The sequence below is a fragment of the Paraburkholderia bannensis NBRC 103871 genome (assembly GCF_000685015.1).
In the GTDB taxonomy this organism is placed as follows: Bacteria; Pseudomonadota; Gammaproteobacteria; order Burkholderiales; family Burkholderiaceae; genus Paraburkholderia; species Paraburkholderia bannensis.
In genome coordinates, this window is sequence record NZ_BAYA01000030.1 from 1 (window position 1) to 25,456 (window position 25,456).

The 25,456-nt window shown below is 66.7% G+C and carries 19 protein-coding genes; 13 read left to right on the top strand and 6 right to left on the bottom strand.

Going from position 1 to position 25,456, the window contains the following annotated elements; genetic code table 11:
• Nucleotides 1–121 precede the first annotated feature (121 nt).
• Nucleotides 122–1,723 carry a peptide chain release factor 3 gene (locus BBA01S_RS31370; RefSeq protein ID WP_027819900.1) on the top strand — a complete coding sequence of 534 codons (1,602 nt, stop codon included), beginning with the start codon at nucleotides 122–124 and terminating at the stop codon, nucleotides 1,721–1,723.
• Nucleotides 1,724–1,801: 78 nt separating this feature from the next.
• Here BBA01S_RS31370 and BBA01S_RS43605 read toward each other — a convergent pair whose 3' ends face one another.
• Nucleotides 1,802–2,989, bottom strand: coding sequence for a GGDEF domain-containing protein (locus BBA01S_RS43605; RefSeq protein WP_042298223.1), 1,188 nt, complete (start codon nucleotides 2,987–2,989; stop codon nucleotides 1,802–1,804).
• Nucleotides 2,990–3,337: 348 nt separating this feature from the next.
• Between BBA01S_RS43605 and BBA01S_RS31380 the strand changes: the two genes are divergently transcribed.
• The gene (locus BBA01S_RS31380; RefSeq protein WP_027819901.1) at nucleotides 3,338–5,698 is read left to right on the top strand and encodes a bifunctional acetate--CoA ligase family protein/GNAT family N-acetyltransferase; all 2,361 of its coding nucleotides are present in this window, start codon (nucleotides 3,338–3,340) and stop codon (nucleotides 5,696–5,698) included.
• 34 nt (nucleotides 5,699–5,732) lie between these two features.
• On the opposite strand, the gene BBA01S_RS31385 is transcribed toward BBA01S_RS31380, so the two are convergent.
• A complete protein-coding gene (locus BBA01S_RS31385; RefSeq protein ID WP_027819902.1) occupies nucleotides 5,733–6,278 on the bottom strand; it encodes a hypothetical protein in 546 nt (181 codons plus the stop codon).
• Nucleotides 6,279–6,495: 217 nt separating this feature from the next.
• On the opposite strand from BBA01S_RS31385, the gene BBA01S_RS43610 reads away from it, so the two are divergent.
• Complete coding sequence (locus BBA01S_RS43610; RefSeq protein ID WP_167336061.1) at nucleotides 6,496–8,517, top strand: O-linked N-acetylglucosamine transferase, SPINDLY family protein; 2,022 nt, start codon at nucleotides 6,496–6,498, stop codon at nucleotides 8,515–8,517.
• 18 nt (nucleotides 8,518–8,535) lie between these two features.
• Here the strand turns inward: BBA01S_RS43610 and BBA01S_RS43615 are convergent, their stop codons facing one another.
• On the bottom strand, nucleotides 8,536–9,369 hold the full coding sequence (locus BBA01S_RS43615; protein WP_042298224.1) for an IclR family transcriptional regulator: 834 nt from the start codon (nucleotides 9,367–9,369) through the stop codon (nucleotides 8,536–8,538).
• A gap of 319 nt (nucleotides 9,370–9,688) precedes the next feature.
• On the opposite strand from BBA01S_RS43615, the gene BBA01S_RS31400 reads away from it, so the two are divergent.
• The 9 genes from BBA01S_RS31400 to BBA01S_RS31440 all read left to right on the top strand — a co-directional run bounded on the left by BBA01S_RS31400 (nucleotide 9,689) and on the right by BBA01S_RS31440 (nucleotide 18,898).
• Nucleotides 9,689–10,756 carry a sugar ABC transporter substrate-binding protein gene (locus BBA01S_RS31400; protein WP_027819903.1) on the top strand — a complete coding sequence of 356 codons (1,068 nt, stop codon included), beginning with the start codon at nucleotides 9,689–9,691 and terminating at the stop codon, nucleotides 10,754–10,756.
• 65 nt (nucleotides 10,757–10,821) lie between these two features.
• The gene (locus tag BBA01S_RS31405) at nucleotides 10,822–12,351 is read left to right on the top strand and encodes a sugar ABC transporter ATP-binding protein (RefSeq protein ID WP_027819904.1); all 1,530 of its coding nucleotides are present in this window, start codon (nucleotides 10,822–10,824) and stop codon (nucleotides 12,349–12,351) included.
• Nucleotides 12,341–13,384: an ABC transporter permease gene (locus BBA01S_RS31410; RefSeq protein WP_027819905.1), complete on the top strand. Its 1,044-nt coding sequence runs from the start codon at nucleotides 12,341–12,343 to the stop codon at nucleotides 13,382–13,384. The genes BBA01S_RS31405 and BBA01S_RS31410 overlap by 11 nt, the downstream gene beginning before the upstream one ends.
• 16 nt (nucleotides 13,385–13,400) lie before the next feature.
• On the top strand, nucleotides 13,401–13,766 hold the full coding sequence (locus tag BBA01S_RS31415) for a UxaA family hydrolase (protein ID WP_042298225.1): 366 nt from the start codon (nucleotides 13,401–13,403) through the stop codon (nucleotides 13,764–13,766).
• Between the two features lie 21 nt (nucleotides 13,767–13,787).
• Nucleotides 13,788–15,098 carry a UxaA family hydrolase gene (locus BBA01S_RS31420; protein WP_027819907.1) on the top strand — a complete coding sequence of 437 codons (1,311 nt, stop codon included), beginning with the start codon at nucleotides 13,788–13,790 and terminating at the stop codon, nucleotides 15,096–15,098.
• Nucleotides 15,099–15,111: 13 nt separating this feature from the next.
• A complete protein-coding gene (locus BBA01S_RS31425; RefSeq protein WP_027819908.1) occupies nucleotides 15,112–16,161 on the top strand; it encodes an aldo/keto reductase in 1,050 nt (349 codons plus the stop codon).
• Nucleotides 16,158–17,027: an amidohydrolase family protein gene (locus BBA01S_RS31430; protein WP_042298226.1), complete on the top strand. Its 870-nt coding sequence runs from the start codon at nucleotides 16,158–16,160 to the stop codon at nucleotides 17,025–17,027. The genes BBA01S_RS31425 and BBA01S_RS31430 overlap by 4 nt, the downstream gene beginning before the upstream one ends.
• Nucleotides 17,028–17,233: 206 nt before the next feature.
• On the top strand, nucleotides 17,234–17,995 hold the full coding sequence (locus BBA01S_RS31435; protein ID WP_042298227.1) for an SDR family oxidoreductase: 762 nt from the start codon (nucleotides 17,234–17,236) through the stop codon (nucleotides 17,993–17,995).
• A gap of 54 nt (nucleotides 17,996–18,049) precedes the next feature.
• A complete protein-coding gene (locus BBA01S_RS31440) occupies nucleotides 18,050–18,898 on the top strand; it encodes an ureidoglycolate lyase (protein ID WP_027819911.1) in 849 nt (282 codons plus the stop codon).
• Nucleotides 18,899–18,988: 90 nt separating this feature from the next.
• Here the strand turns inward: BBA01S_RS31440 and BBA01S_RS43620 are convergent, their stop codons facing one another.
• The 3 genes from BBA01S_RS43620 to BBA01S_RS31455 form a co-directional block, all read right to left on the bottom strand.
• Entirely contained in the window at nucleotides 18,989–21,073 is a 2,085-nt protein-coding gene (locus BBA01S_RS43620; RefSeq protein WP_042298228.1) for a two-partner secretion domain-containing protein, read from the bottom strand.
• A gap of 48 nt (nucleotides 21,074–21,121) precedes the next feature.
• Entirely contained in the window at nucleotides 21,122–22,864 is a 1,743-nt protein-coding gene (locus BBA01S_RS31450; RefSeq protein ID WP_027819912.1) for a ShlB/FhaC/HecB family hemolysin secretion/activation protein, read from the bottom strand.
• Between the two features lie 175 nt (nucleotides 22,865–23,039).
• Nucleotides 23,040–23,483 carry a PaaI family thioesterase gene (locus BBA01S_RS31455; protein ID WP_027819913.1) on the bottom strand — a complete coding sequence of 148 codons (444 nt, stop codon included), beginning with the start codon at nucleotides 23,481–23,483 and terminating at the stop codon, nucleotides 23,040–23,042.
• Nucleotides 23,484–23,787: 304 nt separating this feature from the next.
• Here BBA01S_RS31455 and BBA01S_RS43625 point away from each other — a divergent pair, with 304 nt between their 5' ends.
• Nucleotides 23,788–25,413, top strand: coding sequence for a methyl-accepting chemotaxis protein (locus BBA01S_RS43625; protein WP_042298240.1), 1,626 nt, complete (start codon nucleotides 23,788–23,790; stop codon nucleotides 25,411–25,413).
• Nucleotides 25,414–25,456: the final 43 nt, after the last annotated feature.

A 25,456-nucleotide genomic window follows, 5' to 3' on the forward strand; every position in this document is an offset into this window, starting at 1 on the left:
GCCGCAGCCGGCCTGCCGCCGCGCTGGCCGCCGGGCCGGTCGCCGCCGATGCGCCGGCCACACCCGCAACCCCCGCCGCGCGGCCGGTTGCCCGAATTCATCTGTGATACCCGCTCCATCCATGTCAGTTGCCGAACTCAGACGCCGCCGCACGTTCGCGGTCATTTCTCACCCGGACGCGGGTAAGACCACGCTCACCGAAAAGCTGCTGCTGTTTTCGGGCGCGATCCAGATTGCCGGTACCGTGAAGGGCAAGAAAAGCGGCCGCTTCGCGACCTCCGACTGGATGGAGATTGAAAAGCAGCGCGGCATTTCGGTCGCCAGCTCGGTCATGCAGTTCGAGTACGGCGACGCCGTCATCAACCTGCTCGATACGCCGGGCCACGAGGACTTCTCGGAAGACACCTATCGTGTGCTGACCGCAGTGGACGCGGCCGTCATGGTGATCGACGGCGCGAACGGCGTGGAAGCGCAGACGCTCAAGCTGCTCGAAGTCTGCCGCAGCCGCAAGACGCCCATTCTTACGTTCATCAACAAGCTCGACCGCGAAGTGCGCGAGCCGCTCGACCTGCTCGACGAAATCGAGCAGCACCTTGGCGTGGCGGCGGTGCCGTTCACCTGGCCGATCGGCATGGGCAAGGAATTCCAGGGCGTCTACGACATCCAGCGCGACCAGGTGCGGGTGTTCCGCGCGGGCGAGCAGTCGCTTGGCGGCGTGGTGGAAACGCTCCAGAACATCAGCGACGCCGATGGCGAAGCGCGTTTCGGCTACCACTGGAAGCGCACCAAGGAAGAAGTCGAGCTGATCACGGGCGCGACGCCCACGTTCGATCGCGAAGCGTTCCTCAAGGGCGAGCAGTCGCCGGTGCTGTTCGGTTCGGCGATCAACAACTTCGGCGTGAAGGAAATTCTGGACGCGCTGGTCGACCTCGCGCCGGCACCGTCGCCGCGCATGGCCGTGCAGCGCGCCGTCGCGCCGGACGAAGCCAAGTTCACCGGCGTCGTGTTCAAGGTGCAGGCCAACATGGATCTCGCGCACCGCGACCGTGTGGCGTTCATTCGCGTGTGCTCGGGCCATTTCGAGCGCGGCATGCAGCTCAAGGTCACGCGCAACAACAAGACCTTCCGCGCCAACAACGTGGTGAGCTTCCTGTCGCAGCGCCGCGAAACCGTGGCCGAGGCGTACCCTGGCGACATCATCGGCATTCCTAATCACGGCACCTTGAGCCTGGGCGACACGCTGACCGAAGGCGAAGACCTGCAATTCACCGGCCTGCCGTTCTTCGCGCCGGAAATTTTCCAGGCCGTCGAAGTCGTCGATCCGATGCGCGCGAAGCAACTGGGCGAAGCGCTCAAGCAGCTTGGCGAAGAAGGCGCGATCCAGGTGTTCCGCCCGATCCACGGCGGCGCGACGATCCTGGGCGCGGTCGGCCAACTGCAGTTCGAAGTGGTCTCGCACCGCCTGTCGGCCGAGTACAAGGTGGCCGTGCGCCTGATGCCGGCACGCTATCGCCTCTCGCGTTGGGTCACCTGCGACGATCCGGTCGAGCTGCGCCGCTTCACCGATTCGTACGAAGCGCGCATGGCTTACGACGCGTCGAACGCGCCGACCTACCTGGCTTCGCACATCTCTGAGATTGAAGTCGCGCAGAAGGCCTGGCCGAAGATCGTCTTCAACGAACTGCGCGAGCACTCGGGCGCGCCGTTCCGCAAGTCGATGTAAAGACAACGGGCGTGCCGGACGCAAAACGGGCCGCGGGTTTTTGACCCGCGGCCCGTTTTTTTTTGCGCTTTCGCCGTTTCAGGCGTGCGTGGCTTGCTCGTCCGTATCGACATCGCCGTCGGCGTGCACCAGGCGGTTGCCGCCCAGCGATTTCGCGCGATAGAGCGCCTTGTCGGCAGCGGCGAGCAGGTCGGCGAGCGTCGCACCGGACGCCTCCTTGCACGCGAGGCCGATGCTGACCGTCGTGCGCATCCCGACGCCGTCGATGCCGTGCGCGGCCGCCTGCTCGAAACGCCGCACGATCAGCTCGCCCATGGCCTGAGCGGGCGCGCTTTCCAGATCGGGCAGCAACGCGGCGAATTCCTCGCCGCCGATGCGTGCGAGCAGCGCCTGCGGCCCGACCACGCCGCGTGCAATCGCCGAGAACGATTTCAGCACCTCGTCGCCGGTCTTGTGGCCGTAGCGGTCGTTGATCGCCTTGAAGCGATCGAGGTCGAATGCCAGCAGCGAAACCGGCGTGTTGTTGCCCGCGTGGCGCAGCACGCGCGCGCCTTCTTCGAAGAACCAGCGGCGGTTGCCCAGTCGCGTCAGGTAATCCGTTTGGGATTCCTGCAAAAGCTGGCTGTGCGTTTCTTCGCGCACGAGGCGCAGCAGCGTCATCGGCAGCACGACGGAATAGAGCACGCCTTCGTACATCGTGATCTTGCTGAGCGTCGGCAGGATGGCGTGGCCATAGCGCGCGGCGAGCCACGGCAGCACCAGCGCGCGAAACGCGTAGAGCGTCGCATGGGCGCCCGTCACCAGCACGGCGATATTGCGCGCGTGGCCCCACTTGCGGCCGTCGCCGCGCAGCAGCTCGCGCGCGGCCATCGCGGAAGCCAGCGACAACGGAACCGCCGTCACATACATCCACATCACGTCGAGCCAGCGCGTGCCCGAAATCACCCAGGCCAGCGCCTGCGCGGCGAGGATGAGCGCGGACGCGAGCCCGTAGCGCCGCCCGTTCATCGTCGCGACGCCGTGGGCGATCAGCAGGTAGCCGCACAGCATGACGAGATTGCTTAGCGCGGAGCCCCACACCCAGGGCAACGCAAAGCGATAGATGATGCCCACGCAGCCAATGGCGAGCGTGGTGTATCCGGCGGCGAGTATTTTGAGTTCCTTGCTGCGGCCAGGATGAGTGCGATGCTCCCAAAGGGTCATCGCGGAACTGGCGAGCAGGGTTCCGATCGCGAGGAAATATAGGGTGAGAAGATCGACGTGCATCGCGGGCGTAAAAGCGCTACGCCGTTACATCCCGGCGGCTGGCGCATTTTACGATGAAAAAGTGTTGTCAGAATGATCGCGTCAGAAGACTGCGGTTTTGCAACAGATGCGCTGCGGCGCGGGGTTCGATACCGGTAACGTTTTCCGGTTCCGCATGACGTCGCCGTGGGTGCCGATGCGGCACGCGTGGCGTCGTGCGGCCCCCACGTGGCTTTATGCCGCCGCTCCAGGCGCCCCGGCTGGCGGCGATATCCACGCATCCAGAGGCCGATTCGCCTATCCTCATCGTCACGGCGGGCGGCGCTTCGATGCGCGCAGCGCCCGCATTGAAAAGAGCGAGGAGGGGCAGTGACCGTACGCAATCTCGACGCGATATTCCAGCCGAAGTCCGTTGCCGTGATCGGCGCTTCGCAGCGCGAGGGCAGCATTGGCCAGATGGTCTGGCAGCGCCTGATCGAAGGCGGCTTCGCGGGGCCGCTGTGGGCCGTGAACCCGCGTCACGCAGGCCAATCCGACGATTTCGACGAGCACCTCGTGCTGGCCGATGCGGGCGACCTGCCCGAAGCGCCCAGCGTCGCGATCATCTGCACGCGGCCCTCCACCTGGCCCGCGCTCGTGCACCGGCTGGGCGGCATGGGCACGCGCGCGGCGATCATCGTCGGCGAGGTGCGCAGCGAGGAAGATCGCGCCGACCTGCGCCACGCACTGGCGGCGGCGCGCCCGCACCTGCTGCGGCTGCTCGGGCCGGGGAGCCTGGGGGCGCTTACGCCCGCGCTCAACGCGCAACTGGGCGCGGCCGCGACGGTTGCACGCAAGGGCGGCGTGGCCTGGGTCTCGCAGTCCAACGCGCTCACCAATGCCGTGCTGCGCTGGGCTGACGCGCGCGGCCTTGGCTTCTCGCATGCGGTCGCGCTGGGCGATGAAGCCGATATCGACGTCGGCGACGTGCTCGACTATCTGGCGAGCGATCCCTCGACGCGCGCGATCCTGCTCGAAGTCGACAGCATCAGCGCGGCGCGCAAGTTCATGTCGGCGGCGCGCGCGGCGGCGCGCAACAAGCCGGTGCTCGCGCTGCGTAGCGGCCGCGACGAGCCCGGCGACGCGCTCTATACGGCGGCGTTCCGGCGCGCGGGCCTCGTGCGCGTCGATACGCTCGACGATCTGCTCGACGAAATCGAAACCCTCGGCGTGGGCCGCGTGGCCGCCAGCGATACGGCCACGCTCATCACGAGCGACCGCGGCGTGGCGACGCTCGCGCGCGACGCCTTCAACAAGGCCGGCGACACGCTGGCGCAATGGAGCGACGAAACCCGCGCCGCCGTGGAGGCCGCGTTGCCGCACGCGCAGGCGGGCAATCCGCTCGTGCTTGGCGATACGGCCAGGCCCGAGCACTTCGGCCAGGCGCTGGAAACGCTGGCTTCGCAGCGCTCTAGCGGCACGGCCTTCGTCGTGCATGCGCCCACCCACAGCGCGCCGGTGAATGCCGTTGCGCGCGTGCTGATCGAGCATCAGCAATTTGCGTATCGCGGCATGCTGGCGTGCTTTTTCGGCGGCGTGGACGACGCCACGCGCGACGCGCTGCACGCGCACGGCATTCCGGTGCACACGACGCCGCGCCGTCTCGCGCGCGCCTTCGCGCGTCTGGTCGATTACCGGCTGGGCCGCCAGTTGCTGATGCAGACGCCCGAAAGCTCGCCCGCCCAGGGCGCGGCGGCGATCGAGGCGGCGCAGGGCGTCGCGCGCGCGGCGCTGGCGGCGGGGCGCGACACGCTGGAAGGCGAGGAGGCGGCGCGCCTGTTCGCCGCGTTTGGGCTGGAGACGGTGGACGAGCCCGCGCCGCCCGACACCATCGTGGACGTAAGCGTGGAGTTTCGCGACGACGACAACTTCGGCCCCGTGTTCCGCTTCGCCGCGCCGTCGCCGGATGGCTTTTCGCCGCCGCTGCGCGTCTATAGCCTGCCGCCGCTCAACCCGGTGCTCTCGCGCGACATCATCGCGCAGTCGCCCTACGCGCGGCGCGTCGCGCCCGAGCCGGCGCTGCGCGCGCTCACGGAACTGTCGCAGACGGTGTGCGAGGTGCGCGAGATCGTCGGCATGCATTTGACGCTGCGCGTGCGGCCCGGCGGCGTCGCGCTGGCCGCGCCGCGCGTCAAGCTGGCCGAAAAGCGCAGCCGCTTCGCGATCATGCCGTACCCGCGCCGCCTGGAAGAGACCATCGACTGGCACGGCGAGCGTTTGACGATTCGCCCGATCCGGCCCGAGGACGAGGAAATGCACCGCGCCTTCGTCGAGTCGATGACGCCCGACGATTTGCGCTTGCGGTTTTTCTCGGCGGTACGCAGCTTCGACCATTCGCAGCTCGCGCGCATGACGCAGATCGACTATGACCGGGAGATGGCGCTCATCGCGAGCGTGGTGGGCGAGGACGGCAAGCCACGCACGCTGGGCGTGGCGCGTGCGGTGTCCGACCCGGACAACGAGACCGCCGAATTCGCCGTGGCGATTCTGTCCACGCTCAAGGGTCGCGGGCTGGGCCGCCTGCTGATGGAGCGCATCATCGCCTACGCGCGCTCGCGCGGCACGCATTGGCTGCTGGGCGAGGCGCTGCGCGAGAATGGGCCGATGATCGGCCTCGCGCGGGCGATGGGCTTTACGGTGACGCCGACGGACGATCCGGGCGTGGTGGGATTCAGGATGCCGCTCGACTGAGTGTCGGGCGGCATCGGGTGCGGCTTGGGGGGGCTTAAGCGGCGATCTTCGCCAGCGCGTCATCGACCTGTGCGCGCGTGACCGACAGCTCTTCGAGCCAGTCTTCGGCGTACTGCGCGCCGGTTTCCTTCTCCAGGCGCGCGATGGTCGCGGCGCAGCGCGCGGCGTCCTTGGGCGTGGCGATGAAGGTCTTGATCGACTGGCCGCCCTGGAACGCCTCGAACAGCGGCGTGCGGATTTCTTCCGGCAGCGCGCGCGTCGTCCACTGATGCGTCTTGCCGTTGAAGGTCAGCGACGGCGGCAGCACGCGCTCCTTGCGCGTGGCCGGGATCAGGCCGAAATTGCGCGCGGCTTCAGCGATCTGCTCGGCCGAAAACAGCTCGTCGGGCGTGATCTCGAATTGCGCGATGGCGGTTTCGACGGTCTTCATTGCGTCGGCGCGGTCGTCGCGCTTTTTCTGCGCGCGCGCGACGATGTCGCGCAGCTCGTCGGCTTCCTCGGCCGAAATCGTGAAGCTCGCCTGTTTCTGCTGAAGCTCGGAAAAGCGCTGGAATTCGTGATCGGTGAGAAGTTTCGCCATGAGGTATGCGTGCGCGTCCGGCATGCGTCGCGCGCCGGACGGAATTTGAGAGGGCCGCCATTTTAACCGGTTTGCGCTGCGCGCTTCCAGTTGCCGAAGCATCGCGATTGAGTGCCGCATCGGCGGGTCACATTGGGTGCAGGGTCGGGTGCGCATGCCGCGCCAAACCAGGAACGTTCTGATGTTCGCGCCCCATTCGGCTTCCTATGATCGGGGCATGAAAATTTCCCGCCCCACTATCGCTTCCCGTTCCGCCGATCTGCTCAAGCGTGGCATCGATCGCCTGAACGCCGACCAATACACGCTCGCCGAAGCGCTCTTTCGCGAGATCGTGGCGCTCGACCCGAACCATGCCGGGGCCTGGCACCAGCTAGGCGTGACGCTCGCGCGCCAGCAGCAGTTCGCGCAGGGCGAAGCGGCGATGCGCCGGGCGCTGTCGTTGGGCGACAGCGGCGAACGCCAGCGCGATCTCGCGTGGACGCTGCTCTGGCAAGGCCGCGACGACGAAGCCATCGCCGCGTACTCGCGCGCGATCAACCTGGGCATGCGCGAAGCGCGCCTCTTCAACAACCTCGGCAACCTGCTCAAGAAGCGCAACGATGCCGTTCACGCCGAAGCCGCCTATCGCGCGGCCATCGAAGCCGATCCCGCCTATGCGCTTGCGTACGGCAATCTCGCCATGCTGCAGCAGGACGCGGGCCAGTTCGAAGCCGCCGAGGCGAGCTTGCGCAAGGCCCTCGAACTCGATCCGAAGGCAACGCGTCTGTGGCAGAGCTACGGCGGCTTGCTGGAGCGCCTGAACCGGCTGGACGAAGCCGACGAAGCGTATTGCATGGGCAAGCGCTGGGAGTCGGCGCAGTATGTGCGGCGCTGCGTCGCGCACTGGCGCGATCTTGACCGGATCGATCGGGCGGCGCTGGAGATGGTGGCCTCGGGCACGGCAGAGCACCTCACGCCGTGGGGACTGCTCGGCATTCCGGCGCTCACGCCGGGGCTGCATCGGGAAGCCGGGCGGCGCTTTGCCGAAACGCGCTGGCGCGGCGAGCTGGCGGCGGCGCCGCTGGTCGCGCGCGGTGCGGGCCTCGCCGAAGCGCTGGCTGCGTGCGGCAACGGCGCACGCTTGCGCATCGGCTATCTGTCAGCCGATTTCCACGAGCACGCCACGCTGCGACTGCTGGCGGGCGTGCTGGAGCTGCACGACGCCGCGCGCTTCGATATTCATCTGTATTCCTATGGAAAGCACGCGCCCGACGCATTCTGGCAGGCGCGGCTCGCGGCGCTGCCCGCCACCTTCCATGCGATTGGCGGCCTGACCGACGCGCAGGCCGCCGCGCGAATCGCGCACGACGGCATTCATCTGCTCGTCGACCTGAAGGGCTATACGACGGATACGCGGCTTGGCATCACGGCGCTGCGGCCCGCGCCCGTGATCGTGAGCTGGCTGGGCTATCCGGGCTCGCTGGGCGCGCCGCGGCTGGCGGACTACCTCATCGGCGACGCCGTGGTGACGCCGCCCGCCGCCGCGTCGAACTACAGCGAAACGCTCGCGCTCATGCCGCATTGCTATCAACCGAACGATCATCGGCGCGAACTCGATCCGCCGCCGCCCACGCGCGCCGCCGCAGGCCTGCCCGAGCACGGCTTCGTGTTCTGCAGCTTCAACCAGACGTTCAAGCTCAATGCGCAGATGGCGACGATCTGGGCGCGGCTGCTGAACGCCACGGCGGCAAGCGTGCTCTGGCTGCTCGACCCCGGCAGCGAACGGACGAGGGAGAATCTGCATGCGTTCTTCGAAACGCAAGGCGTGGCGCGCGAGCGTGTGATCTTCGCGCCACGTCTTGCGCAGCCGGCGCATCTCGCCCGGCTGCAACTCGCCGATCTTGCGCTGGATACGCTGCCGACCGGCTCGCATACCACGGGCAGCGACGTGCTGTGGGCGGGCGTGCCGATGGTGTCGGCGCCTGGTGCGCTGTTCGCGGGGCGAGTGGGCGCGAGCCTGTTGCATGCGATGGGGCTCGACGAACTGATTGCACGCGACCTCGACAACTACTTTCAGATCGCGCTCGCGCTGGCGAGCGATCCGGCGTGGCACGCGCAGGTTCGCAAGCGCCTTGCGCAGGCAAGGCGCGAGGCGCCGTTGTTCGATACGGCGCGCTTCACGCGCGACCTGGAGCAGCTTTTCGTGGCGATCGTCAGGCGCGAGGTGGAGGGGGGCGAGGGGCCGGTCGTCGCGCAATAAAAGCGCAACGACTGACCCTTAAGACCACTGCGCCTCCCCCTCCCGAAACATCGACAGTTCCTGCACCGTCTGCGCCAGCATCTGCGTCGCGTCCTCCAGCGACGGCGCGACGTAATCGTCGATGCGCTTGAGAAACGGGCAGGTCAGCGCCGCGATGGCCTGCCCCGACGGCCCGAGCACCGGCAGCGTCACATCGGTCACGCCGAAAATCTGCTGGCTGTCCTTGCGCGAAAACCCCGCCGCCCGGATCTGCTCGCACGCGCTTTCCAGCGCGGCGTGGTCGATGGCGACTTCGCCTTTTACCTTGGTGTGTTCCGCGAGCATGTGCGCGCGCTGCTCCGCGCTTTGATATGCGAGGATCGTGCGCCCCGAACTCGTGTCGACGAGACCCACGCGCGAACCCAGCCGCACCGCGATGCCCCACGTGCCCGGCCCGTCCACCTGCGCGATCACCAGCAGGTTGCCGCGGTCGTACACGGCCAGGTGGCACGACTGCTCGGCGTCGTTGGCGAAGCGCTGCATGAGCGGCAGCGCCTCGGCGATCAGGCGTTCCATCGGCGGGTGACGGTGCGCGAGCGCAAAGAGCTTGAGACTGAGCGCGTAACGGTCGCCGGCTTCCGAGCGCATCACGTACTGGCGCGCCACGAGCCGCTCCAGCATCCGGTAGATCTCGCTCGCGTTGCGCCCGAGCGCCTTGGTGATTTCGGCGCGCGTGAGGCCGCCGCGCTGCTCGGCCAGCAGTTCCAGGATGTCGAGCCCCTTGTCGAGCGCGGGCGCGCGGTAGCGGTCGCCATCGTCCTTGTCGTCTTTGTCGTCGCGGTCTTCGGGTTCCTGCGCTTCTTTCGTTTTCATTCTTCCCTTCCTGTTGCGTGCGCGCGGCGGATTTTATGCGCGCCCGCGATGCCCCCCGACGCCCCAGGGAAATCACGGACGGTTGTTGCAGCGCACATTCCTTGACCTTGTGTCGTGCGTATATGAATAATAGGTTCACTGGTGAACATACACCAGCATCGTCTGAAAAGGAAAGAGCAGTTGCAGCGCCGCTGGCGTGCTTTGCTTGCGAATTTGCCGGCGAATTTGCCTGCGAGTTGGCCCGATCACGCGGGCGCGGCGCATACGGATGGTTCCACAACGAAAGAACCGACGAAATCAGCGTCGACAGGAGACAGTCATGGCGTTCGCATCCGGGCACCCAGCCGCCCGCCGCTCCATTCCATCGCGCCGCGCGCGCGCCTTCGCAAAGACGTTCTGTGCCGTCGCGGCCTGCGCCGCGGCACTCGCCGCGCCCGCCACGTCGCGCGCCGCCGATCCCGGCAAGGTCGGGCTCGGCCTGCCGCTGCTGACTTCGCCGTTCTGGCAGTCGTACAACAACTACCTGAGCGTGTACGCGAAGCAAATGGGCGTCGACATCCTCGCGCCCGTGAATTCGAACAACGACCCCGCGCAGCAGATCACGGACATGAACAACATGATCAATCTGGGCGCGAAGGGCATTGTGGTGGGGCCGATCGATTCGGCCGCCATCAGCCGCGCGCTCGATAACGCTGCGCAGAAGAACGTCAAGGTCGTGGCCGTCGATGTCGCGCCGACGCAGGGAGCCGTGGCCATGGTGGTGCGCGCCGACAACCGCGCGTATGGTGAAAAAGCCTGTCAGTACATCGGCGAGCACGTGAAGTCGGGCAAGGTCGTGCAGATCATGGGCGACCTGGCTTCGGTGAACGGGCGCGACCGCTCGGAGGCGTTTCGCGCCTGCCTGAAGCACTATCCGAATCTCTCGCTGCTGGAGATTCCGGCGGCCTGGAAGGGCGACGTGGCCGCGAGCGCGCTGGACAGCCTGCTGACGGCGAATCCCGATGTGAAAGCGATCTATATGCAGGCGGGCGGCGTGTATCTTTCGCCCACACTGCAGACGCTGCGCCGCAAGCAACTGCTGTTTCCGGCAGGCGACGCAAAGCACATCGTGATCGTCTCGAATGACGGCATTCCGCAGGAATACGAAGCAATCCGCAAGGGCGAGATCGACGCAACCGTTTCGCAACCGGCTGACCTCTACGCAAAATACGGCCTTTATTACATCAAGGCCTCGCTGGAGGGCAAGACCTTCAAGCCGGGCAAGACCGATCACGACAGCAACATCATCCAGTTGCAGCCCGGTGTGCTCGAAGACCAGTTGCCTGCGCCGCTCGTGACGAAGCAGAACGTCGACGACAAGAACCTCTGGGGCAACACGATCAAGTGAGCAGTCAAATGAGCGATCAGATGCACGATCGAAGCATGGCTCAGGCCGATGCCGCGCCGCTCGCGATGTCGCGCGAGCGGGCGGCGATGGCGCTGCCGCCCGTGGTCGAGGCGAGCGGGATCACGCGCCGCTTCGGCTCCACGGCGGCGCTGTCGAACGTGAGCCTGCGCGTGATGGCGGGCGAATCGCATGCGCTCGTGGGGCGCAACGGCGCGGGCAAATCGACGCTCGTGTCGATCCTCACGGGCCTGCGCAAACCGGACGAGGGCACCGTGCGCTTCAACGGCGAAGCCGCGCCCGCGATCGCCGAGCGCGACGCGTGGCGCGAGCGCGTCGCCTGCGTCTATCAACACTCGACCATCATTCGCGATCTCACGGTCGCCGAGAATCTCTTCATCAATCGCCAGCCCAAGAAGCGCGGCGTGATCGACTGGACGACCATGCGCCGCGATGCGCGCGCGCTGCTCGATCACTGGCGCATCGACGTGCGCGAGGACGCGCGCGCGGGCGACCTCACGGTGGAAGCGCGCCAGCTCGTGGAAATCGCGCGGGCGCTGTCGTACGGCGCGCGGTTCATCATCCTCGACGAACCCACGGCGCAGCTCGACGGCGAGGAGATCAAGCGCCTGTTTCGCCGCATCGACGAATTGCAGCGCGAGGGCGTGACCTTTCTGTTCATCTCGCACCATCTGCAGGAGGTCTATGAGATCTGCCAGGCGGTGACGGTGCTGCGCGACGCGCGCCACATCGTGAGCGCGCCGGTGGCGGAGTTGCCGCGCGAGCGCCTGATCGAGGCGATGACGGGCGAGCGCGGCGGCCTCAATGTCGCCGACGCGGCCGCGCGTGCAGCCTTGCCCGCCGATGCGAATGTTGCGCTGGATGTGCGCGGCATCGTCGGCGCGGATTACAGCGGCGTCTCGTTCCAGGTGCGGCGCGGCGAGGTGGTCGGCCTCACCGGCGCGACCAGCAGCGGGCGCACGAGCGTGGGCGAGGCCGTTGCAGGCCTCACGGCGCAGACGCAAGGCGAGATCCGCGTGAACGGGGCGGCGCTCAAGCCCGGCGACGTGCCCGACGCGCTCGCGCATGGCGTGGGCTGCGTGCCGAAAGACCGCCATCACGAAGGGCTCGTGCTCACGCAATCGATCGCCGAAAACGCGTCGATGACGATTGCCGGCCTGCTGGGCCGGCTGGGTTTTGCGCCGCCCGCGAAAAAGCAGCTCATTGGGCGCCGCATGATCGAGGCGCTCGGCATCGTTGCGCAGGGCCCCGACCATGTGGTGTCGGGGCTGTCGGGCGGCAACCAGCAGAAGGTGGTGATGGCGCGCGCGCTCGCGAGCAATCCCGAGGTGCTGGTGCTGATCGATCCCACCGCGGGCGTGGACGTGAAATCGAAGGAGGCGCTGCTCTCGGTCGTCGACCGCGTGCGCGACGAAGGCAAGGCCGTGCTCGTGGTGTCGAGCGAACTCGACGACCTGCGCACCTGCGACCGTGTGCTCGTGATGTTTCGCGGCAATGTGGTCGCGGAATTCGCAGCGGGCTGGCAAGACCACGAACTGATTGCATCGATTGAAGGAGTCGATCTCCATGAAGCCTAGTATTCCCACGCCGGTGTTCGCGGCGGCGCCCGCGGACGCGGCCCAGCTCGCCGGTCGCCGTGCGAAGCCCCGCATCGAATTCGCCCGCCTGCGCGACCTCGCGCTGTTGCCTGCGCTCGTGCTGCTGATGGCGATTGGCGGCTTCGTAAGCCCGAGCTTTTTAACCAAGGCGAACCTCATCAGCGTGCTCGGCGCGTCGGCGGCGCTGGCGCTCGTCGTGCTGGCGGAATCGCTGATCGTGCTCACCGGCAAGTTCGATCTCTCGCTTGAATCGACCGTGGGCATTGCACCGGCAGTGGGCGCGATGCTGGTGATGCCGGCAGCGTCGGCGGGATTCGGCACGCAATGGCCGGCATTGGCAGGATTGCTAATGATCGTGGCCGTGGGCGCGTTGATCGGCTTCGTCAACGGTTTTCTCGTCGTGCGGCTGCGCCTGAACGCCTTCATCGTCACGCTGGCCATGCTGATCGTGCTGCGCGGCATGCTGGTGGGCGCGACCAAGGGCGGTACGCTGTTCGACATGCCGTCGTCGTTCTTCGCGCTGGCCACGACCATCGTGCTGGGCCTGCCGCTTTCGGTGTGGCTGGCGGCAGCGGCCTTCGCGTTCGCGGCCTTCATGCTGCGCTATCACCGTATCGGCCGCGCGCTCTACGCGATCGGCGGCAATCCGGATGCGGCGCGTGCGGCGGGGATTCGCGTCGAACGCATCACGTGGGGCGTGTTCGTGCTAGGCAGCATCCTGGCGGCGCTGGGCGGCTTGATAGTGACGGGTTACGTGGGCGCGATCAACGCGAACCAGGGCAACGGCATGATCTTCACGGTGTTCGCGGCGGCGGTGATCGGCGGGATTTCGCTGGACGGCGGCAAGGGCACGATGTTCGGCGCGCTGCTGGGCGTGCTGCTGCTCGGCGTCGTGCAGAACCTGCTGACGCTCGCCCAGGTGCCGTCGTTCTGGGTGCAGGCGATCTACGGCGCGATTATCCTCGGCTCGCTGATGGTGGCGCGGCTCGCGGGCGGCGAAGCCCAGAACTGAAGCGCGGAGGCCCGTCTTGAACGATCGCGTCAGCACTCCATCCACGCCAGCTGCGTCAGCGACGCGGGCAGGCACCGATGCGCGCCTGATCCTGCTCGCGCCCGACGACAACTGCCTGATCGCGGCGGCGCGCCTGCCCGCGGGCGAGACGCTCGACATCGAAGGCGAACGCGTCACGCTTTCGAAGACCATCGAGCTGGGGCACAAGCTCGCGCGGCGTGCGCTCACGAAGGACGAAAAGGTGCTGCGTTATGGCGCGCGCATCGGCCATGTGACAACGGACGTCGCACGCGGCGAGCATCTACACACGCACAACCTCGAAAGCGACTATCTGCCGACCTATACGCATGACGCAGGCCACGAATTCATTTCGCACGGCTAATGCGCATGCAGGAATGACGTCATGAGCGAAACTCAATCGAATCTTTCAGAAGCGCCGCTGCTCGAAGGCTGGCCGCGCGGCGATGGCCGCAAGGGCATTCGCAACGTGGTGGCCGTAGCCTATCTGGTCGAATGCGCGCATCACGTGGCGCGCGAAATCGTGGCGCAGTTTCGCGAACCCTTCGATGCGTTCGACGATGCGGGAGGAGCGGGCATCGCGCGCGAGCCGGGCGTGCACCTGATCGGCTTTCCGGGCTGCTATCCGAATGCCTACGCGGAAAAGATGATGACGCGCCTCACCACCCATCCGAACGTGGGCGCGGTGCTGTTCGTATCGCTCGGCTGCGAGAGCATGAACAAGCACTACCTGGTGGAGCAGGTGCGCGCGAGCGGCCGGCCCGTGGAAGTGCTGACGATCCAGGAAAAGGGCGGCACGCGCAGCACGATCCAGTACGGCATGGACTGGGTGCGCGAGGCGCGTGCGCAACTCGCGCAGCAAAAGAAGGTGCCGATGCGGCTGGACGAACTCGTGGTCGGCACGATCTGCGGCGGCTCGGACGGCACGAGCGGCATCACGGCGAATCCGGCCGTGGGACGTGCGTTCGATCGCTTCATCGACGCGGGCGCGGCGTGCCTGTTCGAGGAAACCGGCGAGCTGGTGGGCTGCGAATACCACATGAAAAGCCGCGCGGCGCGGCCCGAACTGGGCGAGGAAATCGTCGCGTGCGTGGCGAAGGCGGCGCGCTATTACTCGATCCTCGGGCACGGTTCGTTCGCGGTGGGCAATGCCGATGGCGGCCTCACCACGCAGGAAGAAAAGTCGCTGGGCGCGTATGCCAAGAGCGGGGCATCGCCGATTGTCGGGATCGTGAAGCCGGGCGACGTACCGCCCACAGGCGGCCTTTATCTGCTCGACGTGGTGCCTGACGGAGAACCACGCTTCGGATTCCCGAATATCAGCGACAACGCGGAAATCGCCGAACTGATCGCCTGCGGCGCGCACGTGATCCTGTTCACGACAGGGCGCGGTTCCGTGGTGGGTTCGGCGCTTTCGCCGGTCATCAAGGTGTGCGCGAACCCGCTTACCTACCGCAATCTTTCGGGTGACATGGACGTCGACGCGGGCCGTATTCTCGAAGGCCGCGCGACGCTGGAGGAGGTGGGGCGCGAGGTGTTCGACGTCACGCTCGACGTGGCGCGCGGCGCGCGCTCGAAGTCCGAAGCGCTCGGCCACCAGGAATTCATTCTCACGTACAAGACTTTCGAGCCGGTTGGCCCGGCGTGCCTGCCTGCGAGCGCGCGCGTGCCGGTTCCCGTCGTCGCTTCGCATTGAGGAGAGCCAGCGCATGACGAGCAAGGTGGCAGATCGGCGTTCCATTGGGCGCACATCGCTTCAGGTGAGCGCGTTAAGCCTGGGCACGGCGCCGCTCGGCGGGCTCTACCGCGACCTCAGCGACGAAGAAGCGCACGCCAGCGTCGATGCCGCGTGGGACGCGGGCGTGCGCTATTTCGACACCGCGCCGCATTACGGACACACCAAAGCCGAGCACCGGCTGGGCGCTGCGTTGCGGCGCTATCCGCGTGCTGACTACGTGCTCTCGACCAAGGTGGGCCGCCGCTTCGTGCCGCGCACGCACGCCTATGACGGCAGCGAAGGCTGGCAGAACCCGCTGCCCTTCGAGGCGATCTACGACTACACGCGCGACGGCATCCTGCGTTCGTATGAGGACAGCCAGCAGCGTCTGGGTCTCGTCGATATCGACATGCTGCTGGTTCACGACATCGGCTCGCTCACGCACGGCGAGCGCAACGCACACTACTGGCGTCAACTGACCGAAGGCGGTGGCTTTCGCGCGCTCGACGACCTGCGTGCGGCGGGCGCGGTGAAGGCGATTGGCTTCGGTGTGAACGAGCGCGAGGTGATCCTCGATGCGATGCGCGAATTCGATATCGACTGCGCGCTGCTCGCGGGCCGCTATACGCTGCTCGAACAGGCGCCGCTCGACGATCTGTTGCCCGCCTGCGTCGAGCGCGGCGTGAGCATCCTGCTGGGCGGCGCGTTCAATTCGGGCATTCTCGCGCGCGGTCTGGCGGGCGAGCGCAAGTTCAATTACGGCGACGCGCCGCCTGAAGTCGTGGCGCGCGTGGCGCAACTCGATGCGTTGTGCAGGCGCTTTGACGTGCCGCTCGCGGCGGCGGCGCTGCAGTTTCCCTATGCGCATCCTGCCGTGGCGACGGTGCTGACGGGCGCGCGCAGCGCGGCGGAATTGCGCGAGAACGCCGCCTCGTTCGAGACGCCGTTGCCGCGCGAATTCTGGCTCGCGATGCGCGATGAAGGTTTGATCGATGCGCGTGCGCCGTTGCCTGTAACGGAAATGGAACGCGTCGCGCAATGACCGCATCCGCCGGGTTCACCGAGTCCGCCGAAGTCGCGCAGATCGACGCACATCAGCATTACTGGGATCCGTCGCGCGGCGATTACGGCTGGCTCACGCCGTCGCTGAGCGGGCTTTATCGGCGCTTCCTGCCGGGCGACCTCGCGCCGCTGCGCGCGTCATGCGGCGTGGCGCGCACGGTGCTCGTGCAGGCCGCGCCAACGCTCGACGAAACCCGTTATCTGCTCGACCTCGCGCGCCACGACGATTCGATCGCGGGCGTAGTCGGCTGGGTGCCGCTAGACGATGCGCGTGCGCCGGACATCATCGCCGACCTCGCGCGCGAGCCAAAGCTGCGCGCCGTGCGCCCGATGCTGCAAGACCTGCCCGACGACGACTGGATCGCCACCGCCGATATCGCGCGCGGCGTGCAGGCGCTGGTCGCGCACGGACTGGCGTTCGATGCGCTGATCTTCGCGCGTCACGCCGCCGCGCTCGACGCCTTTCTCGCGCGCTATCCAACGCTGCGCGTGGTGATCGATCATGGCGCGAAGCCGCCGCTCAAGGACGGTGCGGCCAGTTTCGAAACATGGTCGCGCGCCATCACGCGTCTCGCGCGCCACGACAACGCGCACTGCAAGGTCTCGGGCCTCGCGACCGAAGCCGCAAGCGGCTGGGACGACGACACCTTGCGTCCGGTTATCGCGCATCTGCTCGCGAGCTTCGGCGCGAATCGTCTGATGTGGGGCAGCGACTGGCCCGTGCTGAACTTGAACGGCGACTACGCGCGCTGGCACGCAAGCGCGCAACGCCTGTTCGCGCACCTGGGCGCGCACGAGCGTGCGGCGGTCTTCGGCGGCAACGCGGCGGCGTTCTACCGGTTGTGAGCCGCTTTGTGCCGCTTTGTGCCGCTTTGTGCCGCTTTGTGAGATTGTGAGCAGCAACAAGCGGCTGCATAACCATCCAACCTGTTAGACAAGCTCGCCGAATGGCCCGCGCCGCAACGCGGCTCGCCATAATGGCCGTCTGCAGGCGTCATCACAGCTTCATCACCGAAAAACGGCATCAATCACCGGATCAACGGGAGTGGCAGATGGAACAGCAGCAACAAAGGGGACAAAGACTGGCCGGCAAGACGGCCTTGATCACTGCGGCGGGCCAGGGCATTGGCTACGCGGCGGCGGAGCTCTTCGCACGCGAGGGCGCGCGCGTGATCGCCACCGACGTGCGCATCGACGCGCTGGGCAAACTGCCGGTCGAAGCGCGCACGCTCGACGTGCGTGACAGCGCGTCGATCAACGCGTTCGCGCAGGAACTGGGCGCCATCGACGTGCTGTTCAACTGCGCGGGTTTTGTGCACGCGGGCTCGATCCTGGAAGCGAGCGAGGCCGACTGGGATTTCGCGTTCGACCTCAACGCCAAGGCCATGTACCGCACGATTCGCGCGTTCCTGCCCGCGATGCTGGAGGCGGGCGGCGGCTCGATCATCAATATGTCGTCGGCGGCGTCGAGCGTGAAGGGCGTGCCCAACCGCTTCGTCTACGGCGCGTCCAAGGCCGCTGTGATAGGGTTGACCAAGGCCGTGGCCGCCGACTTCGTGACGCGCGGGATCCGCTGCAATGCGATCTGTCCCGGCACCGTGGCCTCGCCGTCGCTGGAGGAGCGCATCGCTGCGCAGGCGGTGGCGCAGGGCACGAGCGTCGACGCGGCGCGCGCCGCCTTCGTCGCGCGCCAGCCAATGGGCCGCGTGGGCAAGACCGAGGAAATTGCCGCGCTGGCGCTGTATCTTGCGTCGGACGAATCGGCGTTCACGACCGGCCAGGCGCACGTGATCGACGGCGGCTGGTCGAACTGAAGCCGATGCGCCGTACACAAACGAATCTGTAGAAAGAGACGAGGAAGATAAACGATGAAACTGCTTCGCTATGGCCCGAAAGGCCACGAAAAGCCGGGCCTGCTCGACGCCGAAGGCCGAATCCGCGCGCTGTCCGGCAATGTCGCCGATATCGCGGGCGACGTGCTCTCCGACGCGGGCCTCGCGCAGCTGCGCACGATCGACCCCGAAACGCTGCCGCTGGTCGAAGGCAATCCGCGCATCGGCGCGTGCGTGGGCCATATCGGCAAGATGGTCTGCATCGGCCTGAACTACGCCGATCACGCCGCCGAATCGAACATGCCGATTCCCGCCGAGCCGGTCATCTTCAACAAGTGGACGAGCGCCATCGTCGGCCCGAACGACGACATCGAGATTCCGCGCGGCTCGGTCAAGACCGACTGGGAAGTGGAGCTGGGCGTGGTGATCGGCAAGCACACGAAGAACGTGAGCGAGGCCGAAGCGCTCGATCACGTGGCGGGCTACTGCGTCATCAACGACGTGTCCGAGCGCGAATGGCAGATCGAGCGCGGCGGGCAGTGGGACAAGGGCAAGGGCTTCGACACCTTCGGCCCGACCGGCCCCTGGCTCGTCACGCGCGACGAGGTGCCCAATCCGCAGAACCTGTCGCTGTGGCTCGAAGTGGACGGCCATCGCTACCAGAACGGCAACACGCGCACGATGATCTTCACGGTCGCGAAGATCGTGTCGTATGTGTCGCAGTGCATGAGCCTGCAACCGGGCGACGTGATTTCCACCGGCACGCCGCCGGGCGTGGGCATGGGCGTGAAGCCCAGTCCCGTGTACCTGAAGGCGGGACAGATGGTGCGCCTGGGCATCGAGGGCCTGGGCGAGCAACAGCAGAAGACGCGCGCGGCTGAGTAAGCTTCGGCGCGGAAACAGGACGGGCCCCGGCACGCTGCGATGCGTGCCGGGGCCCGTTTGCTTCAGGCGCTCATGCGCGCCGTGTTTTCTTTAGCGCATTGCCTGCACGGTCGTGCCGACGTAGCCGTAGAAGTAGCCGTCCGGGGCGAAATAGCCCGACTGATACTTGTTCGGATCGTAGTCCTGCATCGCGACGCGGACGTAGCCCGCCGGTGTTTCGGCGGCGTTTGCGTCCGGTTGCGGCGCAGGTTGCGGTTGTGGCTGTGCGCCGCCATTGGCGGAACGCGCGCGGATATCGCCGGAAATCGTGCCGCCGACATTCGACAACGTGCCCGCCGTGCCCGAGACGAAGGTCTGCGAGACGATCGAGCCGCGATCGTTGTTCAGCTTGCCGTTGACGTTGATCGTCGAGGGGCCCTGCATCGTCATCGTGCCGGCCATGTTGTCGAGCGAGTCGGCATTCAGGTCGAGACGGTCGGCCGAAGCGATGCGGCCGCTGGCGTTGAGGATCTCGCGGCCCTGGATCCGCGCCGATCCTCGCGTGCTGGCGAGCGTGCCGCTGCGGTTGTCGAGCGTGGCGGCTTCCAGCGTCGTCAGGTCGGCGGCCTTCAGGTTGCCCTGCGCGTTGAGCAGCACGCCGTTCGTGCGAACGGTTGCGCCATTGCCGATGTCGATGACGCCATTCGTATTGTCGATGCCCGCAGCGGCGTTGATCGTCGCGTTGCCTGCCGTGGCCAGCGTGCCCTTGGTGTTGTCCAGGTTCTGCGCGTCCAGCGACAGCATGCCGTTGGCGTGCATCGCGCCATTCGCGTTGACGATGCGCTGCGCCTGCGCGGAAATCCCGCCCTTCACGGCGTCGATCTTGCCGTTGCTGTTGTCGAGCGTCCCGCCCGTGAACTGCACGCTGTTTTGTGCGAGGACGGCACCCTTCGCGTTCGTGAAGCGATCCGTTGCGCCGATGCTCATGTCGCCGCCGGAGCTGAGCGTGCCTGCATTGCTCACCCGGCTCCCATTGACGCCGAGCTGCTGGCTGGCGTTGACCGTCGCGCCCTGGTTGCTCACGTTCGTGCCGCCCAGCGCGACCGACGCGCCCTTGACGCTGCCGCCCGAAAGCGTGAGTTGGTCGCCGTAGAGCGAGACGTCGCGCGTCGCCTCGACGGTGCCGGTCTGCGTCAGCGCGCTCTGGCCGGTGATACGGACAGCCTGCGCGCCCATCGCGCCGTCGTTGCGCACGTTGACGCCGCGCACGTCCAGGTCGCCGCCTGCCTTGACGCGTGCGGGCGCGCCGATCGACACGTCGCCGTTCGATGCGATGCTCAGGTTGCCCGTGAGCGAGGTGAGCGCGCCGTTGTCGCGCACGCCGACACCGGCTTCGGTGCCGATCAGGCGCACCGCGCCGTCGCCGTACATGCTGCCGAGCGACTGCACGTCGATGGCCACTTGCGGCTTCTCGCCCGTGCCTTGCTGCGCGGTGGCGTTCTTCGACGCGTAGTCGACGCGGTTCGCGCCCGCGATCGCATCGATCGACTTGCCGCGCACCTCGGCGTTGACGGTGATCGCGCGCGCGATCAGGTCGACCGCGCTTGACGACGCATTGAGCCCCTTGCCTTGTATGGCGATCGTGCCTTGCTTGACGTCGATGGCGCCCAGCGACCCGTCGTTGTTGAGGACGGACGTGCCGGTCGCGAGCGTGACGCGCGGGGCATTGAGGAAGCCGCAGCCCGAGCAGGTGATGCCGGCGGGATTGGCGAGCACGACATTCGCGCCCTTGCCCGCGACTTCGGTCGTGCCGAGCAGTTGCGACGCCTGGCCACCGGTGACCTGCATCAGCACGAGATTCGCGTTACGCCCGCCCAGCGCCGCATTCGCCTGCACCGCGCCGCCCGTTTGTGTCTGCACGGCTTGCGTGGCGTTGTTCAGGATCACGCCGCCAGTGCCGACGTTGTATTGCGTGAAGCGGTTGTTGGACACGCCGGCCGCGTTCGGCGCGACGATGTTGACGACCTGCGTGCCGTTGCCCGACGCGCCGAGCGACGCGCGCGCGGCGGCGCCCGGATCGACGACGATCTGCGCGCTGGCGACGAACGGCTGCATGCCGAACGTGCACAACGCGGCGAAGGCGCTGGCGCGAGCGGCGAACCAGAGCGGACGGGTGCTGCCGATTTGTTTTGCCATACTAATTATTGCCTCTAGCGTGATGTTGATAAAACGGCGGAGAAGCGTTCAGACCATTGCGGTGACCTGAACCAGCATGGTGGGCGTGCGATTGGGGAACGCCTTCGGCTTGTAGAGCGGCCATCCCAGCGAAACGTCATAGTTGACGCCCGCCGCGAAGCGATTCTTTGGCGCCAGCGTGCCCCTGATGCCCGCCACCGTTCCCACCAGGGTGTTGCCCGTCAGGTACGGCGCGGTCGGCCCGTTCACGCGCCCGGCGTCGAGCCCTACGTAAAACGCCTGCACGCCAAAGGACGTCGGCGCGTACCAGTCGAGTTCGTTCGATACGGCCCAGCCGTTTTCCGCCGCGAGCGTCGTCTGCTGGTCGAAGCCGCGCACGGCATAGCGGGTGCCGATCGTAAAGAAGTCGGGCGAAGTCACGCGCGTGCGCGCGTTCTGCCTCGTCCACGTGAATTGATACGAGAACGGCTGGTTGGCCACGCGAAACGGCGCGAGCACCGACACCGAAGCCGTCTCGATCTGTTCACGGCCGTTGAAGCGATCGTCGTCGAGCACATAGCCGGGCGCGCGGGAGAGGCCGGGCAAGGTCGCGCGCCAGCCCAGCGATGCGTCCACCTGTACGCGCCCAAAGAAATGGCGATGCGACACGCCCAGCTCATAACCGTAGACGTCGCGATCCTGCACGTCGACCAGCGTATCGGCCATGTAGTTGTGATTGATCGCGCGATACAGGCGTGCACTCAGTTCGGTGCGCGAGCGGGCGCTGCGTTGGATGACGTGTGAAAGCTTCACGCCCGCGCCTTTCTGTTCGCCCGTGTACTGCAGGTCGCCGAAGGTGGTCGAGCGCGTTTGCAGGTAGCTGCTGCGATACGCGTCGAACGAAACCATCGAGTAACCGAACGGCACGCTGTACGAGGCGCTTGCCTGGGTCGAGCCCTTGCCGGGCGCGCCACGGTCGGCGTTGGTGAGGCCGGAGACCTGCAGCTGGTCGTACTGATGCAGCGGCGAGTCAATGGTTAGCAGCCCATAGATTTCGTTCTTGCCCGTCGCATTCTGGCCAGCGTTGTCATAGCCGATCGCTGCACGCCAGCGCTTCCCGTCGCCGGGATATAGCACGATGTCGGACTCGCCGGGATTGGCCCCCGGCATGATGTCGAAGCGTGCGTTCGACTGCGAGGACAGGCGGCGAAGATTTTCCAGCGCCTGATCGACGCCACGCTGGTCGAGCAGGTCGCCGGTGCGCAGCGGCAATGCGCGCGCGAGGTTGCCTGGCGCCGCGACGTCCTCGCGCACTTCACGCACTTCACGCACTTCGCCGACACGGCCTGGCTGTACCTCCAGCCCGATCGTGCCGCCTGCGAGCGATTGCGGCGGCACGCTCACGCGCGAGGTGATGTAGCCGCTGCCGATCAGCGCATTGGCGGCGGCGTCCTGGGTGGCTTTCAGGCCGGCCGCGCCCACGCATTGACCCACGACGGGCGCGACGACCTGCTGGAGCGAGCGGAACGGATTGTTCGCGATCTCGACCTTGTCGATCTGGAAGCACGGCGTTTCCGCAGGCAGATGCGCGAGATCCGTGACAGCGGCATTGTTGGACTGCGCGCCCTCGTCGAGTGCGTTGCCGAGCGCGCCGTTGGTCGAAGTCGCATCGAGCCGCTGTTGCTGCAGACGCTGCGTGTCCGCGCCCGGCAGGCCGTCGACGAAAATCGCGCCCTCGCTCTGGGCGAGCGAAGGCAGGCTGTAAAGCGCGAGCGCTGCGGCGGCAATCGTGGTTGTGCTGGACGGGGACACGGCGGCGGGTTCTCTGAAAACCGCCGGAGGTTAGATTTGTAAGGAATGCAGGTCAAGCGTAATGGCTTTGAAATATGCGACAGAAACGCGGATTTATCCTTGTTTTGCAGATCTCGCGCATTTCGGCGCAATTCGGTGACGTTGTCGTCACGTCGCGCGGTTCAACCGAACCGCGTCAGCCAACCTGGGCGTTTTCTTCCGGCCGTCCCGCTTCCGCCATCCTGCTGACGGTGCCCTGCGCGAGCGCCACCAGCCGCTCGCCGCCGTCTTCCATCACGTACACGCTGCACTGGCAGGTTGCCTGCTGACGTCCCGCGTGGACGACGCGCGCCCGCGCCATCAGCGTGCCGGAGAGCGCCGGCCTCAGATAGTTGATCTTGTATTCGCCGGTGACGACGCGCGGGCCGAGCGCCAGCGCGCCTGCAAATGTTAGCGCATTGTCGGCGAGATACGAGATCACGCCGCCATGCACATAGCCGTGCTGCTGCTTGAGTTCGTCGCGCACAGGCAGGCGCAGTGTCAGCTCGTCGGGGCCGACGTGCATCAGTTCCGTGCCCAGCAGCATGCTGAACGGCTGCGCCATCAGCGCGCCGCGCGCGCGATCCACCAGATCGGTCATGGAAGTCTGCCCCGGGCGTGCGCCCGCATGGATTCATAACCACTCTAGGAAGCGACTTGCGGCGGCGCAAGGTGAATCGCAGGGTGACGGCGCAAGTATTGTTGCGAAAAATAAAATGAATCGACGGGCTGCTTTCGTAATCATTTCGGCGGCTGATTGCGAAACGATCTGTCGCCGTTTTGATGCTGAAATTTCATCTTTTTAGCCTCAATACAACGTTTGCCGATGCCGTAAACGCAGTGCAGGCGCGCGCGATCACATGCGTGCGTTCATCCCACACTCACTGCCACCCCAGGTGTTCAAGATGTTCAGCAAGATCAAGGTCGCATCCGGCCTTCTATGCGTTCTAGTCGCATTCTGCGTGCTCCAGCTCGTAACCGAGGGCCTCGGCTTCTGGTCGCTCACCCGCACGCACGATGACGTCAAGGATCTCTCCAAGGTTGCGCTGCGTCAGGCCAGCGCCGCCAATGAAACCACCCAGCACTTGATGGACGCGCGCATCAACCTGTCGCGCGCAGGCACTCGCCTGATCCGTGGCGGCGGCGCGGCGCCGACCGACATCATCGGCCACGCGCAGGAGCAACTGGCCGCAGCCGATCAGTCGTTCGCCACGCTCAACGCCGTCGAGCCGATCAACGACGAAGACCGTGCACGCGTGGCCGCGCTCGGCCAGCGTTATCAGGTCTATCACAAGGCGCTCGCCGAACTCGTCGACGACCTCAACGCGAACAACATCCAGGCCTTCCTCGACCAGCCGACGCAGTCCTACCAGGACGCTTACCTGGGTGAGTTGCAGGAGTTCTCGCGCTTCAGCTCGGCGGCCAGCCGCAGCTCGCTGGAGTCGATCGATTCGCGCCTCGCCGTGTTCCAGAGCGTGGGCATCGTGATCCTGATTGGCCTGATCGCGCTCGCCACCAGCGTGCACTTCGGGCTGCGCAAGGGCGTGGTCGCGCCGCTTGAAGAAGCGGGCCGCCACTTCGACCGCATCGCACGCGGGCGCCTGGACGAAACCGTGAGCGCGCGCGGCGACAACGAAATCGGCCGGCTGTTCCGCGGCATTTCGATGATGCAGGCGAGCCTTGCGCGCACGGTCAACACGGTGCGCGAGACGGCGGGCGGCATCAACGTCGGCGCGGACGAAATCGCCACTGGCAACGCCGACCTGTCGGCGCGCACGGAATCGCAGGCTGCCTCGCTCGAAGAGACGGCGGCCAGCATGGAAGAGCTCACCGGCACGGTGCGCAATACCGCCGAAAACGCCCGCGAGGCCAACGCGCTGGCCGAAGCCGCGCTCGACGCGACGTCGCGCGGCGGCGCGGTGGTGGGCGAGGTGGTCGAGCGCATGCACGCCATCGCGCAAAGCTCGGACAAGATCGCCGAGATCATCGGCGTGATCGATGGCATCGCGTTCCAGACCAACATTCTGGCGCTCAACGCCGCCGTCGAAGCGGCGCGTGCGGGCGAGCAGGGCCGCGGCTTCGCGGTGGTGGCGGGCGAGGTGCGTGGACTTGCGCAACGCAGCGCGCAGTCGGCCAAGGAGATCAAGACGCTGATCAGCGAATCGGTCGCGCAGATTCGCGGCGGCTCTGAACTGGTCGAACGCGCGGGCGAATCGATGCGCGAAGTATCGACGTCGATCTCGCGCGCCACGCAGATGATGGCGGGCATCAGCGCGTCGTCGCTCGAACAGAGCGCGGGCATCGATCAGGTGAATACCGCCGTGTCGCAGATGGATCAGATGACGCAGCAGAACGCGGCGCTGGTCGAAGAAGCGGCGGCAGCGGCGGCCTCGCTGCACCAGCAGACGCGCCAGCTTGCCGAAGCGGTCGCGGCGTTCGAGATCTCGCCAGCCGTGCTGGCCGAAGGCCGCCATCTCGCCGAGATGAGCGCGCTGCGCAAGGAGCCGGAAGGCGCATTCGCAACGGCCTGAGCATTCAGGCAAGAAGTGCTTTCAGCATGAAGAAAGGGCGGTG